The sequence below is a fragment of the Kitasatospora sp. NPDC101176 genome, assembly GCF_044768035.1.
Lineage (GTDB): Bacteria > Actinomycetota > Actinomycetes > Streptomycetales > Streptomycetaceae > Kitasatospora.
This window is the reverse complement of record NZ_JBIWPA010000022.1, coordinates 67202-83791: the sequence shown is the minus strand read 5'-3', so window position 1 is coordinate 83791 and position 16590 is coordinate 67202. Positions and strand designations below refer to the sequence as shown.

General features: G+C 73.2%; 14 protein-coding genes and 1 tRNA gene. 8 read left to right on the top strand and 7 right to left on the bottom strand.

Translation table 11 applies throughout. The annotated features are described in order from the left end of the window. Positions 1–135 precede the first annotated feature (135 nt). Together ACIRS1_RS26470 and ACIRS1_RS26465 are read right to left on the bottom strand one after the other, a co-directional pair. Positions 136–723, bottom strand: a complete 588-nt coding sequence (locus tag ACIRS1_RS26470) for an NUDIX hydrolase (protein WP_402844135.1) — start codon at positions 721–723, stop codon at positions 136–138. Continuing rightward, entirely contained in the window at positions 720–2261 is a 1542-nt protein-coding gene (locus tag ACIRS1_RS26465; protein ID WP_402844132.1) for a zinc-dependent metalloprotease, read from the bottom strand. The genes ACIRS1_RS26470 and ACIRS1_RS26465 overlap by 4 nt, the downstream gene beginning before the upstream one ends. 199 nt (positions 2262–2460) lie before the next feature. On the opposite strand from ACIRS1_RS26465, the gene ACIRS1_RS26460 reads away from it, so the two are divergent. From ACIRS1_RS26460 to ACIRS1_RS26445, 4 genes are all read left to right on the top strand, one after another. After that, on the top strand, positions 2461–3609 hold the full coding sequence (locus tag ACIRS1_RS26460) for an NAD-dependent epimerase/dehydratase family protein (protein ID WP_387907268.1): 1149 nt from the start codon (positions 2461–2463) through the stop codon (positions 3607–3609). A gap of 169 nt (positions 3610–3778) precedes the next feature. Continuing rightward, on the top strand, positions 3779–4219 hold the full coding sequence (locus tag ACIRS1_RS26455) for a molybdenum cofactor biosynthesis protein MoaE (RefSeq protein WP_387907271.1): 441 nt from the start codon (positions 3779–3781) through the stop codon (positions 4217–4219). Positions 4220–4434: 215 nt separating this feature from the next. Continuing rightward, positions 4435–4626: a hypothetical protein gene (locus tag ACIRS1_RS26450; protein WP_360204293.1), complete on the top strand. Its 192-nt coding sequence runs from the start codon at positions 4435–4437 to the stop codon at positions 4624–4626. A gap of 42 nt (positions 4627–4668) precedes the next feature. Beyond that, positions 4669–5775 (top strand): PDZ domain-containing protein, encoded by a 1107-nt coding sequence (locus ACIRS1_RS26445; protein WP_387907274.1) that lies wholly within the window; start codon positions 4669–4671, stop codon positions 5773–5775. 30 nt (positions 5776–5805) lie between these two features. On the opposite strand, the gene ACIRS1_RS26440 is transcribed toward ACIRS1_RS26445, so the two are convergent. After that, a complete protein-coding gene (locus tag ACIRS1_RS26440; RefSeq protein WP_360204298.1) occupies positions 5806–6378 on the bottom strand; it encodes a PPA1309 family protein in 573 nt (190 codons plus the stop codon). A gap of 170 nt (positions 6379–6548) precedes the next feature. Between ACIRS1_RS26440 and ACIRS1_RS26435 the strand changes: the two genes are divergently transcribed. The 3 genes from ACIRS1_RS26435 (at position 6549) to ACIRS1_RS26425 (ending at position 11971) form a co-directional block, all read left to right on the top strand. Further along, positions 6549–9503, top strand: coding sequence for a UPF0182 family protein (locus ACIRS1_RS26435; RefSeq protein ID WP_360204301.1), 2955 nt, complete (start codon positions 6549–6551; stop codon positions 9501–9503). Between the two features lie 64 nt (positions 9504–9567). Next, positions 9568–9641, top strand: a tRNA-Met gene (locus ACIRS1_RS26430). Between the two features lie 356 nt (positions 9642–9997). Next, the gene (locus ACIRS1_RS26425; RefSeq protein WP_402844126.1) at positions 9998–11971 is read left to right on the top strand and encodes a sel1 repeat family protein; all 1974 of its coding nucleotides are present in this window, start codon (positions 9998–10000) and stop codon (positions 11969–11971) included. 95 nt (positions 11972–12066) lie between these two features. On the opposite strand, the gene ACIRS1_RS26420 is transcribed toward ACIRS1_RS26425, so the two are convergent. Then, complete coding sequence (locus ACIRS1_RS26420; protein ID WP_402844124.1) at positions 12067–12486, bottom strand: Fur family transcriptional regulator; 420 nt, start codon at positions 12484–12486, stop codon at positions 12067–12069. 103 nt (positions 12487–12589) lie between these two features. Between ACIRS1_RS26420 and ACIRS1_RS26415 the strand changes: the two genes are divergently transcribed. Then, positions 12590–14065, top strand: coding sequence for a catalase (locus ACIRS1_RS26415; protein WP_402844122.1), 1476 nt, complete (start codon positions 12590–12592; stop codon positions 14063–14065). Positions 14066–14179: 114 nt separating this feature from the next. Here the strand turns inward: ACIRS1_RS26415 and hisN are convergent, their stop codons facing one another. From hisN to rsgA, 3 genes are all read right to left on the bottom strand, one after another. Then, positions 14180–14977: a histidinol-phosphatase gene (gene hisN / locus ACIRS1_RS26410; protein WP_360204312.1), complete on the bottom strand. Its 798-nt coding sequence runs from the start codon at positions 14975–14977 to the stop codon at positions 14180–14182. A 97-nt stretch (positions 14978–15074) separates the two neighbouring features. Beyond that, on the bottom strand, positions 15075–15398 hold the full coding sequence (locus ACIRS1_RS26405; protein ID WP_360204315.1) for a multidrug efflux SMR transporter: 324 nt from the start codon (positions 15396–15398) through the stop codon (positions 15075–15077). Between the two features lie 128 nt (positions 15399–15526). Beyond that, positions 15527–16582 (bottom strand): ribosome small subunit-dependent GTPase A, encoded by a 1056-nt coding sequence (rsgA, locus tag ACIRS1_RS26400; RefSeq protein WP_360204318.1) that lies wholly within the window; start codon positions 16580–16582, stop codon positions 15527–15529. Positions 16583–16590 lie beyond the last annotated feature (8 nt).

Genomic DNA, 16590 nt, shown 5'->3' with positions numbered 1-16590 from the left:
GGGGGGGGGGGCGGGCGGGGGGCGCCGGGGGGGGCCCCCGGCGGGCACCGGGCCCCCGGGGGCCACGGGGCCCGTGGGGGGGGGGGGGGGGCCCCGCGGGCCCCCCCCCCCTCCCGACGTTCTCACCTCAGTCGCTCAGCCCGTCAGCAGCCGCGCCCGCGCCACCAGGTCGCGCACCGAGTGGTCGCTCAGCTCCGGCAGGCGGTCGTAGTCGAACCAGCGCAGGTCCAGCGACTCCTCGCTGATCAGCTCCTGCGCGCCGGCCGGGGCCAGTGCGACGTACTGGACGTCCAGGTGGGTGTTCTCCGGCCGGTCCTTGCCGGCGCAGCGGACCTGGTGGCGGTCGAGCCTGACCGGCACCGGGGCGCCGTCGACCCGCAGCAGCACCAGGTCGGGGATGCCGGACTCCTCGACGGCCTCGCGCAGCGCGGCCGACGCGAGGTCGCCGTCGCCCGGCTCGCAGTGCCCGCCCATCTGCAGCCACCGGCCGACCTTGGGGTGCAGGGTCAGCAGCACCCGCCCGGCCGCCGGGTCGACGACGGCCGCGCTGGCCGTGACGTGCGCGGGCAGGCAGGAGCGGTAGAGGCCCTCGGGCTGCGCGGCGAGGTGCGCCAGGTAGTCCAGCCGCAGCTGCTCCTGGTCCGCGTCGGCGGGCCGCCAGCCGTTCAGGGTGCGGACGGCGTCCGCGTGCAGCGAGGCCGTCCCCGGTTCGGTGACCGTCACGCGGTGGGCCCGCCCTTCCCGTCGGTGCCGCCCTCGTCCTGCGTCGGCTCGTCGCCCTTGGTCAGGTCCGGCCCGGCGGCGGAGCCGCCCGCGGCGGCCTCGCCCAGCAGCTTGTCGATGGCGTCGAAGTCCAGGCCGCCCTCCAGCCCGGCGTCCCGGTGCACGAAGGCGTCCGGGTCGTCGAGGTCGGCGGCGGTGGGGAGCATGTCCGGGTGCTGCCACAGGGCGTCGCGGCCCTCGACGCCGCGCGCGTCGGCGAGCAGCGCCCAGAGCCGGGCGGCGTCGCGCAGCCGGCGCGGGCGCAGCTCCAGGCCGACCAGGGTGGCGAAGGTCTGCTCGGCGGGGCCGCCGGCCGCACGGCGGCGGCGGACGGTCTCGCGCAGGGCGCCGGCCTGCGGCAGGTGCGGTTCGGCGGCGGCGTGGACGACGGCGTCGACCCAGCCCTCGAGCAGCGCGAGCGCGGTCTCCAGGCGGGCGAGCGCGGCCTTCTGCTCGGGGGTGTCCTCGGGCTGGAGCAGACCGCCGGCCAGTGCCTCCTGGAGTGCCTCCGGGTTGCTCGGGTCGATCTGGCCGACCAGCTCCTCCATGCGGGTGGTGTCGACCTTGATGCCGCGGGCGTAGGCCTCGACGGCGCCGAGCAGGTGGGCCCGCAGCCACGGCACGTGGGCGAAGAGCCGCTGGTGGGCGGCCTCGCGCAGGGCGAGGTAGAGCCGGACCTCGTCGGCGGGGACGTTGAGGCCCTCGCCGAACTCGGCGACGTTCTGCGGCAGCAGCGCGGCCTTGCCGGCCGGGGCCAGCGGCAGTCCGACGTCGGTGGAGCCGACCACCTCGGCGGCGAGGGCGCCGAGCGCCTGGCCGATCTGGGTGCCGAACATGGCGCCGCCCATGGAGCGCATCATGCCCATCAGCGGGCCGGCCATGGCCTGCATCTCCTCGGGCAGCACGCCGCCCATGGCGTTGCCGACCCGCTCGGCGACCGGGTCGACGAGGTCCTTCCAGACCGGGAGGGTGGCCTCGATCCACTCGGCGCGGCTCCAGGCGACGGCGGTTCCGGCGCCGGAGGGAAACTCGGTGACGCCGTCGAGCCAGAGGTCGGCCAGCCGGACGGCCTCGGCGACGGCCGAGCGCTCCGCGGCGCTGACCGAGCGGTCCTTGCTCTTGCCCTCGGCGGGCTCCGCGACGACGGTCTGCCGGGCGATGTTCTTGGCGAGGTCCCAGTTCACCGGGCCGCCCTCGAACGAGAGCATCTGCCCGAGCTGCTGGAACGCGGCGCCGAGGTCGTTGGGGTCGAGCCCGCCGAACATCGCGGCGAACGGGTTGTCGGCGCCGCCCGGTGCACCCGGCGCGCCGGGTGCACCGCCGGGCATGCCGAAGAGCGCGCCGAACGGGTTGCCGGCGCCGAAGCCGAAGGACTGCGGGCCGCTCTGGCCGGAGCCGCCGGCGCCCTGCTCCTTCTTCTTCTGCTCGTCGTCGGGCTTGGCCTTGCCGTCCTCGGGCTCCTCGGGCGGAACGCCGAATCCGAAGGGAAGGTCGCTCACGGGGTCCTCGATCCGGTCGGCCGTCATACGGGTGGGGCGGGATGTGCTGCCCGCCCGGGGCACCGGCGCAGTGGGGGTCGCGCGGGCGGCTCCGGGCGGTAGGCCCGCGCCGGGTGCACCGCGGGGCCTTCGCCTCGGGCAGGATGGACGTACGTGACACACGTCCGTACGCACATAAGCTAACCGTGGAGGATGGCCGGTGAGTTCCCCGCCTTCGGACGTTCGCTCTGGGCTGACCGGAGGAGAGGACGCCCCGGACACCACGGCGTCGCCGCCTCCAGCCTACGGCGGACGGCCGCTCACCGTGGCCGTCACGGGCGCCGCGGGCGTGCTCGGCGAGCGGGTCGCGGCCCGGTTGGTCGCCTCGCCGCACGTGCGCAGGGTCCTCGCGGTGGACGACCGCCGCGGCGAGGTCGCCGGCGTGCAGTGGCGGGTGCTGGACGTGCGGGACCCGGCGGTGGCCGAACGGCTGGCCGGGGTCGACGTCGTGGTGCACCTGGCGATGGACTTCGGCATGGAGTCGGACCCGCGCGCCCGCAGCGCCTACAACGTGCGCGGCGCGCAGACCGTGCTGACCGCCGCCGCGGCCGCCGGGGTGCACCGGGTGGTGCTCTGCACCTCCGCGATGGTCTACGGAGCGCTGGCCGACAACGAGGTGCCGCTGGCCGAGGACTCCGAGCTGCGGGCGACCGAGGAGGCCTCGCTGGTCGGGGACCTGCTGGAGATCGAGCGCCTGGCCCGCCGCGCGCCGCGGGCCCACCCGGGCCTGCAGGTGACGGTGCTGCGGCCGGCCGTGGTGGTGGGCCCCGGGGTGGACACCGTGCTGACCCGGCACTTCGAGGCGCCGCGGCTGCTGGTGGTGGCCGGTTCCCGCCCGTGCTGGCAGTTCTGCCACGTGGACGACCTGGCGGCGGCGCTGGAGTACGCGGCGCTGGGCCTGGTCGAGGGCGAGGTGACGGTCGGCTGCGACGGATGGCTGGAGCAGGAGGACGTGGAGCAGCTGTCGGGGATCCGACGGATGGAGCTGCCGGCGGCGCTGGCGCTCGGCACCGCGGCCCGGCTGCACCGGCTCGGCCTGACCCCGGCGCCGGCGGGCGACCTGGCCTACACGATGTACCCGTGGGTGGTGTCGGGCAGCCGGCTGCACGAGGCGGGCTGGCGCCCGCGGCACACCAACGAGCAGGTGCTGGCGGAGCTGCTGGAGCAGGTGTCGGGCAAGCACGCGGTGGCCGGCCGGCGACTGGGCGGCAAGGAGGCGGCGACCAGTCTGGGCGCGGCCGGGGCGACGGTGGCGCTGGTCGGTACGGCGGCGCTGGTGCGCCGGGCCCGCAAGCGGCGCCGGTTCTGAGGCCGCCCGCGGGCCGACCGCGCCGGGCCGGGAGGGTCGGCCCGGCGGGGTGACGGCCGGCGGGGCGAGGCAGTGGCCGGGCCCGGGCTTTTCTCACGATGCGAAATCTCGGAATCGTGATGCGGAAGCCACTTGCCCAGGACCACCCGGAATGGGGAATCATGGGGTCATGTCCGAGAACCACGACCCCATCCGCCTGCTCGCCGTCCGCGACACCCCGCTCTCGCTCGACGAGGTGTACGAGGCGGTCGGCGACGACGCTGCCGGCGGCACGACCGTCTTCGTCGGGACGGTCCGTGACCACGACGGCGGCAAGTCCGTCACCGCGCTGGACTACAGCTGCCACCCCACCGCCGAGCAGGAGATGCGCCGCATCGCCGAGAAGGTCGTCGCCGACTTCCCGGTCAAGGCGCTCGCCGCGGTGCACCGGATCGGCCGGCTGGAGATCACCGACAAGGCGGTGATCGTCGCGGTGTCCTGCGCCCACCGGGGCGAGGCCTTCGCGGCGGCCCGCCGACTGATCGACGACCTGAAGCACGAGGTGCCGATCTGGAAGCACCAGGTCTTCGCCGACGGCGAGGAGGAGTGGGTGGGCGCGGGCGGCTGCTGACCCGGTCGTCGGCGGTGCGGCCGGAACCGGCCGCACACGCAGGACGTCCTCGGTGTCAGGCGCGCCGGGTCCTCACTCGAACGGGTCCGCGACGGCGTGTCGAATACTCCCTGGCAGTGAGCCGATCGGCCCTCCCGTAACCCGGACGGCGGTGATCGCGTTGTCCGCCGGAGTGGTTAATCTGCTCATAGACACGACGAGCTGGGAGTACTGACATGGGTGCGCTCGCCTGGCTGATCATTCCTGTTGTCGCCGTCCTGCTCGCCGCGGTCTGGGCGGGCTGGGCCCAGCGGGCCCCGCGGGCCACCGGGGACCCCGCCTCACTCGCCGAACACCGGCGCTTCATGGCCGCGATGGAACGCACCACCGCGGGCAGCGGCGCCCCCGGGGACGGCTCGGGCCGGTAGCCCGGGGGGCGCCCGCTCCCGCGCGTCCCGTACTGTCGAGGCATGCCACGCCGCTCCGCGACGATGCTCGCTGCCACCCTGCTGCTCATAGCGCTGCTCTGCGTCTCGGTGCTGATGAAGGTGCCGTACACGGAGATGAGCCCGGGGCCGACGTACAACACGCTCGGCAACCAGGGCGGCAAGCCGGTGATCACCATCACCGGGCGCGACTCGTACCCGACGACCGGGCACCTGAACATGACGACCGTCCAGGTCACCGGGGCCAAGTACGAGCCCAGCCTGGTCAACGCGGTGGTCGGCTGGCTGCGGGGCGACGTGATGGTGGTGCCGCACGACAACGTCTACCCGAAGGGGCAGACGGACGCCGACGCCAAGAAGCAGAACGCGGAGGAGTTCGCCTCCTCCGAGGACAGCGCCCGCACCGCGGCGCTCAACCAGCTGGGCATCCCGGTCGGCAACGAGCTGATCGTCAAGTCGGTCACCGCCGGCGCCCCGGCCGAGGGCAAGCTGCACGCGGGCGACCAGATCGTGGCCGTCGACGGTGCGCCGGTGACGGCCGTCGACCAGGTGGTGGCGGCGGTCACCAAGCACAAGCCCGGCGAGTCGGTGGTCTTCACCGTCGTGCCGCGGGTCAAGGACGCCGCGGGGGCCGGCGCCGCCGCCAGGACGGACGTCGCCGTCCCCACCGTGAAGGCCAAGGACCTCGACCCGAAGGCGCCGGCCGAGCGGGCCGAGCTCGCGGTGGTCGGCATCGGCACCGGGATCCGGCACACCTACCCGTTCCAGATCGACATCGGCCTGCAGGACGTCGGCGGTCCCAGCGCCGGGCTGATGTTCTCGCTCGGCATCATCGACAAGCTCACCCCGGGCGGCGACCTCACCGGCGGCAAGTTCGTGGCCGGCACCGGCACCATCGACGACGACGGCAAGGTCGGCCCGATCGGCGGCATATCGATGAAGCTGATCGCCGCCCGGGAGGCCGGCGCCGAGTACTTCTTCACCCCGTCCTCGAACTGCGCCGAGGCGACCAAGGACATCCCGTCCGGGCTGACCCTGATCAAGACGGACACGTTGGACGGCGCGCTGAAGTCGCTGGAGCAGATCCGCTCCGGGCAGACCTCCGCGCTGCCGTCCTGCGCCGCCGGGTAACGGGCCGCCGGGCGGCCGGGGGCCGGGGCCTCAGGCGAAGGTCGCCAGCAGCGCCTTGGTCAGACCGGGCACCAGGTCCGGGCCGGTGAGCACCTCGCGCGCGCTGTCCTTGGAGCGCAGCCGCAGCGCGATCTCCTTCTTGCCGTCGCGCAGGACGGCGGCGGTGATCCGGACCTCCTCGCGCTTGGGGTGGTTGGCCACCCACTCGGCGAGCTGGGCGTCGCTGGCGTTGCGCGGGCGGGACTGCTCGGCGCCGGGCGGCAGCATCATCCGCTCGACGACCAGGGCGCAGCCGGCCACCGCGTCGGGCCAGGCGATGGTGCCGAGGAACTTGTCCAGCTCCATGCCGGCCGGCAGTTCGTCCTGCTCGACCGGGGTGAGGCCGGCCGCGTCGTCGTCGCCGAGGCCGAGCTGGGCGGCGATCTTCGGGTCGGCCCTGCGCAGGGCGGTGCTGTCCACCAGGGCGAACAGCCGGGCCGGGAGGTCCCAGCCGAGAGTGGCGGCGTACTCGTCGATCTCCAGCGCGGCCCGGGTGAGCGGGGTCGCGGCGGGGAGCTTGGAGACGTCGTCGGGGGAGTTGAGTGCATCGGGCGCGTCGGACATGCCCCAATCCTCACACGTCGGGGGCGCCGGCGGTGCCGGGAGCGGCCGGGCCGGGGGAGGCCGGAGTAACCGTCTGCTAACGGTGGGAACTCGACCAAAGCCTGGTTAAGTTTCCCTGAAGACCGATCGACTCCAGACCACACAGCCGAGGTGCCACCGTGGTATTCCAGATGCCGGAACGCTCAGGGCCGGGATTCCGGCGCAGGGTAGGCCCTCCCTCGCGGCGCGCGCGGGTCGCCCTGCTGACGCTGGGCGTGCTCGCGGTGCTGTTCCTGCTGTTCGTCATGTTCGCCGGCTTCTGGACGGACTGGCTCTGGTTCAAGTCGGTCGGCTACTCCTCGGTGTTCACCACCCAGCTGTGGACGAAGGCCGGCCTGTTCGCGGTGTTCGGCCTGCTGATGGCGGTGATCGTCGGCTTCAACGTCTGGCTGGCGCACCGGCTGCGGCCGCCGCTGTCGGCGATGTCGGTCGAGCAGCAGAGCCTGGACCGCTACCGCTCCGGCCTGGCGCCGTTCAAGCGCTGGGCGCTGATCGGCGTCTCGCTGGTGATCGGCCTGGTGGCGGGCGCCGCGGCGTCCGGCCAGTGGCGGACCTGGCTGATGTGGACGAACGCGACGTCCTTCGGCGAGAAGGACGCGCAGTTCGGCATGGACGTCTCGTTCTACGCCTTCTCCCTGCCGTTCTACGAGTTCCTGCTGGGCTTCGCGTTCAGCGCCGTGATCGTCTCGCTGCTGACCTCGGCGCTGGTGCACTACCTCTACGGCGGGCTGCGGCTGCAGGGCCCCGGCCGGCGCGCGAGCGCGGGCGCGCAGGGGCACCTGGCGGTGCTGCTCGGCGTGTTCGTGCTGCTGAAGGCGGCGGCGTACTGGCTGGACCGGTACGCGCTGGCGGTGAAGACCGGCTCCTACAAGGGGGTCTCCGGCTGGACCGGCCTGCGCTACGTGGACGCCAACGCCTTCCTGCCGGCCAAGACCATCCTCTTCTTCGTCGCGATCATCTGCGCGGTGCTGTTCTTCCTGACCCCGGTGCGCCGCACCTGGGCGCCGGCCCTGATCGGGCTCGGGCTCATGGTGCTGTCGGCGGTGCTGATCGGCGGGCTGTACCCGGCGATCGTGCAGCAGTTCCAGGTCAAGCCGAACGAGCAGGCCAAGGAGACGCCGTACATCCAGAAGAACATCGACGCCACGCGGCAGGCGTACGGGATCGCGGACGCGCAGACCTCCCAGTACAGCCCGCAGGGGTCGACCACCGCGGAGGCGCTCAAGCCGGACGCGCAGACCATCGCGGACATCCGCCTGCTGGACCCGAACATCGTCTCGCCGACCTTCCAGTCGATCGAGCAGCAGCGCAGCTACTACGCGTTCCCGAACACCCTGGACGTGGACCGCTACGGCGCCGGCACCGGCAAGCAGGACACCGTGATCGGCCTGCGCGAGCTCGACCTCAACGGCGTGCAGCGCAACTGGATCAACGACCACTTCAAGTACACCCACGGCTACGGCGCGGTCGTCGCCAAGGGCAACCAGGTCAACGACAAGGGTCAGCCGGTGTTCACCGAGTCCGGCCTGCCGGCCACCGGTGCGCTGGGCGACTACCAGCAGCGGATCTACTACGGCGAGAAGACCACCTCGTACTCGATCGTCGGCGGCTCGAACCAGGAGATCGACTACACCACCGAGACCGGCGAGAACAAGCAGTACCAGTACACCGGTGACAGCGGCGTCTCGCTGGACAACCCGATCACCCGGGCCGCGTACGCGGTGCGCTTCGCCGAGCCGCAGATCCTCTACGCGGGGGCGATCACCGACGGCGCGAAGGTGATCTACAACCGGACGCCGAAGGAGCGGGTCGAGAAGGTCGCCCCGTGGCTGTCGATCGACGCCGACCCGTACCCGGTGGTGCAGGACGGCAAGGTGGTCTGGGTGCTGGACGGCTACACCACCTCGGACGGCTACCCGTTCTCCTCGAAGACGACGCTGGGCACCGCCACCAAGGACTCGCTGACCAACCAGCGCGGCGAGCTGCTGACCGTCGCCAACCAGGTCAACTACATCCGCAACTCGGTCAAGGCCACGGTGGACGCCTACACCGGCGAGGTGAAGCTCTACCAGTGGGACGAGCAGGACCCGGTGCTGAGGACCTGGATGAAGGCCTTCCCGGGCAGCGTCGAGCCGAAGGCCGACATCCCGGCGGACCTGCTGCCGCACCTGCGCTACCCGCAGGACATGTTCAAGGTCCAGCGCGACCTGCTCGGCCAGTACCACGTGACCGACTCCAACTCCTTCTTCAACGGCAGCGACATCTGGCAGGTCCCGGTGGACCCGACCAGCGACACCAAGCAGGTCCAGCCGCCGTACTACCTGACGGTGCGGATGCCCGACCCCGCGGTCACCTCGGCGAGCTTCTCGCTGACCTCCACCTTCGTGCCCAACGGCCGGGACAACCTGGCGGCCTTCATGGCGGTCAACGCCGACCCGGGCCCGGACTACGGGAAGATCCGGATCCTCAAGATCCCCGGCGACAGCAAGACGCTCGGCCCCAACCTGGTGCAGTCGCAGTTCAACTCCCGGCAGGAGGTGGCGCAGCAGATCACCCTGCTGAAGAGCGGCGGGGACTCCGACCTGGAGTACGGCAACCTGCTCACCCTCCCGGTCGGCGGCGGACTGCTCAACGTCGAGCCGGTCTACGTGCGCGGACGCGGCGCCAAGTACCCGACGCTGCAGAAGGTCCTGGCGGTGTACGGGAACGACAACGTGGCGTTCGAGAACACCCTGGAGGACGCCCTCAAGAAGGTGTTCGCCGGATCGGCCCCGCCGACCACCCCGACCGCGCCGTCCACCCCGGGCACCCCGACCGGCCCGTCGACGCCGACGCCCACCGCCCCGGCCACCCCGGCCCCGGGCGGGACGATCTCGCCCGAGCTGCAGAAGGCGCTCTCGGACGCGGAGAAGGCGTACAACGACAGCCAGACCGCGTTCAAGAACGGCGACTGGGTGGCGTACGGCAACGCCCAGAAGGCGCTCGGCGACGCCCTGAAGGCGGCCGAGGCCGCCCGCGGCACCGGCTCGCCGGCGGCCCCGTCCGCGGCGGCGACCCCCGGCGGATCGGCGAGCCCGCACCCGTAGCCCGCTGAGCTGCGACAACCGATTCCGACTCCACCCCGGGCCCGTGCTATGGTTTAACCACCGACGCGGGGTGGAGCAGCTCGGTAGCTCGCTGGGCTCATAACCCAGAGGTCGCAGGTTCAAATCCTGTCCCCGCTACTCAGTGCCAGAGGCCCGGAGGATCCTTCCTCCGGGCCTCTGGTGTTTCCGCTCCCAAGCGGTGGGAACCGCTCCGGTACTATCGACCGTCGCCAACGAGGACGGCTCAGGGGTTTGTGGGGTTGAAGTGTCGGGAAATCGACAAAGCGCCGAAGCAATTTCGTCGGCTTCGAGTCGACCCCGCCCGAATTCGGCCGGGGCAGGTGTACGCGGTTAGCGGGTGATGCGACGATGGGACACGCGGGGGACGGTACGCGGCTGCTGATCAGCCGTCGGGTCCGGCGCCTCCCCTGGGGGTCCCCCCGGCCGCGGGCCGGGGCACGATGCCGCGACACTCTGGGGGAGCGGGAGTCGGCATGAGGCTGATCGGCAAGAACGGGTCAGGCACCAAGTCCGCCGCGGCCACCGAGGCGGACACCGACGCCTGGGCGGAGAGCCCCGAGAGCCGCCCCGGAGCCCTCCCCGCCCAGCGCACCAGCGGTCTGACCGAACGTCCGCCGGTCGGCGGCTACGGCCCCGACAGCCTCGTCCACGTGTCCGCCCGTCAGTTCGCCGCCGCCGTCGGCCCCTACGGCACGGACGCCGACACCGACGGCTCCGGAGCCGCCGCGCTCGACCCGGCAGGCCTGGACACCACCAGCTTCGAGTCCGCCCTGGCCGCCCGCGAGAGCGCCGCGCTGGAGGCCCGGCACCGCCAGGCCGCCGACGACGGCGACCCGGACGCCGCCTGCCGGCTCGGGACCCTGCTGCTGCGCCGCGGCGACCTCGAGGACGCCGAGTCCTACCTGCGCGCCGCCGCGGCCGCCGGCCTGCGCGCCGCCGCCAACAACCTCGGCGTGCTGCTCCACCAGCAGGGCCACCGGGCCGAGGCCGCCCAGTGGTGGCGCCAGGCCGCGGTGGCCGGCAGCGCGCCCGCCGCGCACGCGCTCGGGCTCCAGCTGCGCGACCAGGGCGAGGAGGAGGCCGCCGAGTACTGGCTGCACTTCGCCGCCGACCACGGCCACCCGCTCGGCGCCTACGCCCTGGGCGACCTGATGGAGCACCGGCGCGACGTGCGCGCCGAACGCTGGTTCAAGGTCTCCGCGGACGCCGGGCACCGCGAGGCCGCCTACCGCCTCGCCAGGATGCGCGAGGCGGCCGGGGACAAGGACACCGCCGAGACCTGGTACCGCACCGCGGCCGCCCGCAGCCACGCCCGGGCCGCACTGCGCCTGGGCGTGCTGCTGGAGGAGCGCTCCGGCGACGACCGGACCCTGTTGGATGAGGCCGCCCGCTGGTACCGGCAGTCCGCGCAGAACGGCGAGCCGCGGGCGGCCTGCGCCCTGGGCTTCCTGCTGCGCGACTCAGGGGACGCCGGCGCCGCCGCCGAGTGGTGGCAGGAGGCCGCCGAGGCCGGCGACGGCAACGCCGCCAACGCGCTCGGCGCCCTGCACGCGGGGCGCGGCGAGGCCAAGGAGGCCGAGCACTGGTACCGCACCGCCCTGGACGCGGGCGACCAGAACGGCGCGTTCAACCTCGGCCTGCTCTGCGCCGGCACCGGCCGCGACCAGCAGGCCGAGCAGTGGTACCGCCGGGCCGCGTACGCCGGTCACCGGGAGGCCTGCAACGCGCTGGCCGTCGTGCTGCTGCAGCGCGGTGACGAGTCGGGCGCCGAACCGTGGTTCTCCAAGGCTGCCGAGGCCGGCAGCGTGGACGGCGCCTTCAACCTCGGCGTGCTGCACGCCGGGCGCGGCGAGCAGCGGCAGGCCCAGGAGTGGTACGCGCGCGCCGCCGCGGAGGGGCACGGCGAGGCCGCGCTCCAGCTGGCCGTCGTCCAGGAGCAGCGCGGCAACCTGGCCGGCGCCCTGGAGCGCTACCGGCAGGCCGCGGCCGGGGGATCGGCGGAGGGTGCCTTCCGGCTGGCCTCGGTGCTGGACCGGCGCGGCGACGCCGACACCGAGGCCGAGCACTGGTACGCCGTCGCGGCGGACGCCGGGCACCGGCGGGCGCAGGTGCGGATGGGCGTGCGGGCGGCCGAGCGCGGCGCGCTGGAGATCGCCGAGAGCTGGTACCGGCGCGCCGCCGAGGCCGGCAGCCGCAGTGCGGCGTTCAACCTGGGGCTGCTGCTGGCCCGGCAGGACCGCGAGGCGCAGGCAATGCTCTGGTACACCCGGGCCGCCGACGCCGGGCACGGCCGGGCGGCGCTGCGGCTGGCCCTGCTGGCGCTGCGCCGGGGCGAGCCGGTGCAGGCGGAGAACTGGTGCCGCCGGGCGGCCGACTACGGGCCGGCCGAGGTGGCCGAGCGGGCCGGGCGGCTGCTGGGGGCGCTGCACGCGGAGCTGAGCGCGTAGGGCGGGTCGGGCGTGCCCCGGGGTCTCACCGGGGTGGGTCCCCCCGGGGTGCTTCGTCGAGGTCTCGCCGGGCCCGCGGGAGTCGCCGGGCCGCGTTACGGCCCGGCGGTGCAGTCCGGGCAGAGGCCGCGGTAGGTGATCTCGGCGGCCGTGACGGTGAAGCCGAAGCGCTCCCCGGCGGGCAGCGCCTCCAGCGGGTCGCCGTGCGGGTGGACGTCGCGGATCGCGCCGCAGCCGGAGCAGAGCAGGTGCTGGTGGGCGCGGTGGGCGTTGGGGTCGTAGCGCTTGGCGCGGCCGTCGGTGGCGACCTCCAGGACCTCGCCGAGGCCGACCAGTTCACCGAGGGTGTTGTAGACGGTCGCGCGGCTGATCTCGGGCAGCCGGGCCACCGCGCGCGCGTGCACCTCGTCCGCGGTGAGGTGCACGTGGTCGCCGTCGAGGACCTCGGCCACGACCCGGCGCTGTGAGGTCAGCCGCCAGCCGCGTCCGCGAAGTCGTTCCAGCAGGTCGCTCATGGGCCCAGGGTAAGTCACGATCCGAGATTGGTTCCAGTGTTGACTTGGACAAAGTCCAAGTTAGGATCGAGTCGTCACGACCGGACACCGCGGAGGCACCCCCATGACGACCCAGGACGAGCTGCGCCCCACCCTCACCACGGAGGCGGGTGCCCCCGTCGCCGACAACCAGAACACCGAGACCGCCGGCATCGGCGGCCCGGCACTCATCCAGGACCAGCTGCTCTTCGAGAAGCTCGCGCACTTCAACCGCGAGCGGATCCCGGAGCGCGTCGTGCACGCCCGCGGCGCGGCGGCCTACGGCACCTTCACCGTCACCGCCGACGTGACGGCCCACACCCGGGCCGCGTTCCTCTCCGAGATCGGCAAGCAGACCGAGGTCTTCCTGCGCTTCTCCACCGTCGCCGGCAACCTCGGCTCCGCCGACGCCGTCCGCGACCCGCGCGGCTTCGCGCTGAAGTTCTACACCGAGGAGGGCAACTACGACCTCGTCGGCAACAACACCCCGGTGTTCTTCATCAAGGACGCCGTGAAGTTCCCGGACTTCATCCACACCCAGAAGCGCGACCCGTACACCGGCTCCCAGGAGGCGGACAACGTCTGGGACTTCTGGGGCCTGTCGCCCGAGTCCACCCACCAGGTGACCTGGCTGTTCGGCGACCGCGGCATCCCCGCCACCTACCGCCACCTCAACGGCTACGGCTCGCATACCTACCAGTGGCAGAACGCGGCCGGCGAGCACTTCTGGGTCAAGTACCACTTCAAGACCGACCAGGGCATCCGCAACCTCACCCAGGACGAGGCCAACCGCCTCGCCGGCGAGGACCCGGACAGCCACCAGCGCGACCTGCGCGAGTCCATCGAGCGCGGCGAGTACCCGACCTGGACCGTCCAGGTGCAGATCATGCCGGCGGCCGACGCGGCGAACTACCGCTTCAACCCCTTCGACCTCACCAAGGTCTGGCCGCACGCCGACTACCCGCCGATCGAGATCGGCAAGCTGGAGCTCAACCGCAACCCCGAGAACGTCTTCGCCGAGGTCGAGCAGTCGATCTTCTCCCCGGCGCACTTCGTGCCCGGCATCGGTCCGTCCCCGGACAAGATGCTCCAGGGCCGCCTGTTCGCCTACGCGGACGCCCACCGCTACCGCGTCGGCATCAACGCCGACCACCTGCCGGTGAACCGCCCGCACGCCACCGAGGCGCGCACCAACGGCCGCGACGGCCACCTCTACGACGGCCGCCACGGCCGGCAGAAGAACTACGAGCCGAACAGCTTCGGCGGCCCGGTCCAGACCGGCCGCCCGCTGTGGGCCGCCACCGCCGTGACCGGCGCCACCGGCAACCACGTCGCGCCCTCGCACGCCGAGGACGACGACTTCGTGCAGGCCGGGAACCTGTACCGGCTGTTCTCGGAGGACGAGAAGCAGCGGCTGATCGCCAACCTGGCCGGCTTCATCGCCAAGGTCTCCGCCGACCGCGAGGACATCGTCGAGCGGGCGGTCGACAACTTCCGCAAGGCCGACGCCGACTACGGGCAGCGGCTGGAGGCGGCCGTCCGGGAGCTGCGCAAGCAGTAGCCCGGGGGCGCGCCCCGATGAGCAGCGGGCCCCGTGACCAGATGACTGGTCACGGGGCCCGCACCAGTTCCGGGGCCGCCCGCTCGCCGGAGAACGGGGCCCGGGCGGCCGGGGTCAGACGCTCAGGCGGCGCAGGGTCTCGTCGTGGAGGATGCCGTTGCTGGCGACGGCGTCCGCGCCGCCGGGGCCGGGGACGCCGTCCAGACCGGTGAAGCGGCCGCCGGCCTCCTCGACGATGATGCAGTTGGCGGCCATGTCCCAGAGCGAGAGCTCGGGCTCGGCGGCGATGTCGACCGCCCCCTCGGCCACCATCATGTAGGACCAGAAGTCGCCGTAGGCGCGGGTGCGCCAGCAGGCACGGGTGAGGTCCAGGAAGGGGTCGAGGCGTCCGCGCTCCTCCCAGCCGGTGAGCGAGGAGTAGGAGAAGGAGGCGTCCTCGATCCGGGAGACGCCGGAGACGTGGATCCGGGAGGCCTTGGTCAGGCTGCGGCCGGCGAAGGCACCGAGGTCCTTGGCCGCCCACCAGCGGCGCTGCAGCGCGGGGGCGGACACGATGCCGACGACCGGGCGCTCGACGCCGTCCGGGCCGTCCTCGAGGAGGGCGATCAGGGTGGCCCAGACCGGGACGCCGCGGATGTAGTTCTTGGTGCCGTCGATCGGGTCGATCACCCAGCGGCGCGGGCCGGAGCCCTGCAGGCCGAACTCCTCGCCGAGCACCGCGTCGCGCGGGCGGGCGCGCTGCAGCACGCCGCGGACGAGTTCCTCGGCGGCCTTGTCGGCGTCGCTGACGGGGGTGAGGTCCGGCTTGGTCTCGACGGTGAGGTCGAGGGCGCGGAAGCGCTCCAGGGTGACCGAGTCGGCCGAGTCGGCGAGGACGTGGGCGAGTCGGAGATCGTCGTGGTAGTCGGCCATGTCCGAAACCCTAGCGAGCCCGCCGGGATCGGCACAGCCGGGCTCGCGGAGCGGGACGGGGCGGTCCACGGGCCCGTCGGGGCGTGTCCCGCGGACCTCAGTGCGCGGTGCCGCTGAGCTGGAGGCCGATGACGCCGGCGATCACCAGGGAGATCGAGACCAGCTTCAGTACCGAGGTGGTCTCGTCCAGGAAGACCATGCCGTAGACGGCGGTACCGGCCGCGCCGATGCCGGTCCACACGGCGTAGGCGGGTCCGACCGGCAGGCTCTTCAGGGAGAGGGTGAGCAGGCCGAAGCTGCTCAGGGCGAACACGCAGAAGCTGATGGTGGGCCAGAGCTTGGTGAATCCCTCGCTGAGCTTGAGGTTGATCGCGAAGCCGGTCTCCAGCAGGCCGGCCAGGATCACCAGGGCCCATGCCATCGCGTGCCCTCCCTGTCGATCGACGGGTCGGACCGCGCTGTGGCCCGACTTTCCTATGATCACCAGGCTGGCGTGGTCCGACACCTCGAACGGTGGGGAAACCCGGGGGCGGCGGGCCGCCGGCCGGGTCAGTCGCCCTCGCGGGCCTCCTTGCTGGAGAGCAGCCGGCGCAGCGAGTAGAGCCGGGCGCCCTCGGCGTGGCCGTCGGCGACCCAGGCGTCGAGCGCGCAGTCCGGCTCGTCGTGGCTGCAGGCGCGCGGGCACTCGACGGTGCCGGGCTCCAGGTCGGGGAACGCGTGGATGACCCGGGACGGGGCGATGTGCGAGAGGCCGAAGGACCGGAACCCCGGGGTGTCGATCACCCAGCCCGGGTCCAGCGCCTTCCGGGACCCGGGCTTGGCGCCGGGCGGCGGGGGCAGCCGCAGGGCCAGCGCCGAGGTGGTGGTGTGCCGGCCGCGCCCGGTGACGGCGTTGACGTGGCCGGTCTGCCGCTGGCGGTCCGGGACGAGGGCGTTGACCAGGGTGGTCTTGCCGACGCCGGAGTGCCCGATGAACACGGTGGAACGCCCGCGCAGGTGCTCGCGGACGGCTTCGGCGCCCGTGGTCCCCAGCTCGTCCCGGCGGGTGACCACGTAGTCGATGCCGAGCGGCGCGTAGGCCTCCAGCAGCGGCTCGGCCGGAGCCAGGTCGGACTTGGTGAGCACCAGCAGCGGGTCCATGCCCGCGTCGTAGGCGGCCACCAGGCAGCGGTCGATCAGCCGGGGCCGCGGCTCCGGGTCGGCGAGCGCGGTGACGATGGCCAGCTGCCCGGCGTTGGCGACGACGATCCGCTCGTACGGGTCGTCGTCGTCCGCGGTGCGCCGCAGGACGGAACTGCGGTCCTCGACCCGGACGATCCGGGCGAGCGTGTCGGCGTCCCCGGAGAGGTCGCCGACCAGGTTGACGACGTCGCCGACGACGACGCCCTTGCGGCCCAGCTCGCGGGCCTTCATGGCGACGACCTCGCGCTCCTGCTTGGTGCCCGGGTCGACCAGGCAGGTCAGCCGGCCGCGGTCGACGGTCAGCACCATCGCCTCGGCGGCGTCGTCGTGCTTGGGCCGGATCCGGGTCCGCGGTCGGGAACCGCGGCGTGCGGGGCGGTTGCGGATGTCGTCCTCGTCGGCGTCCTTGCCGTAGCGGCGCATGTGCTCAG

Coding starts and splice junctions, on each gene's coding strand:
- ACIRS1_RS26455 (WP_387907271.1), top strand. CDS start 3,779: ATGTCCGAGAACCACGACCCCATCCGCCTGCTCGCCGTCCGCGACACC.
- ACIRS1_RS26450 (WP_360204293.1), top strand. CDS start 4,435: ATGGGTGCGCTCGCCTGGCTGATCATTCCTGTTGTCGCCGTCCTGCTC.
- ACIRS1_RS26445 (WP_387907274.1), top strand. CDS start 4,669: ATGCCACGCCGCTCCGCGACGATGCTCGCTGCCACCCTGCTGCTCATA.
- ACIRS1_RS26440 (WP_360204298.1), bottom strand. CDS start 6,378: ATGTCCGACGCGCCCGATGCACTCAACTCCCCCGACGACGTCTCCAAG.
- ACIRS1_RS26435 (WP_360204301.1), top strand. CDS start 6,549: ATGCCGGAACGCTCAGGGCCGGGATTCCGGCGCAGGGTAGGCCCTCCC.
- ACIRS1_RS26425 (WP_402844126.1), top strand. CDS start 9,998: ATGAGGCTGATCGGCAAGAACGGGTCAGGCACCAAGTCCGCCGCGGCC.
- ACIRS1_RS26420 (WP_402844124.1), bottom strand. CDS start 12,486: ATGAGCGACCTGCTGGAACGACTTCGCGGACGCGGCTGGCGGCTGACC.
- ACIRS1_RS26415 (WP_402844122.1), top strand. CDS start 12,590: ATGACGACCCAGGACGAGCTGCGCCCCACCCTCACCACGGAGGCGGGT.
- hisN (WP_360204312.1), bottom strand. CDS start 14,977: ATGGCCGACTACCACGACGATCTCCGACTCGCCCACGTCCTCGCCGAC.
- ACIRS1_RS26405 (WP_360204315.1), bottom strand. CDS start 15,398: ATGGCATGGGCCCTGGTGATCCTGGCCGGCCTGCTGGAGACCGGCTTC.
- rsgA (WP_360204318.1), bottom strand. CDS start 16,582: ATGCGCCGCTACGGCAAGGACGCCGACGAGGACGACATCCGCAACCGC.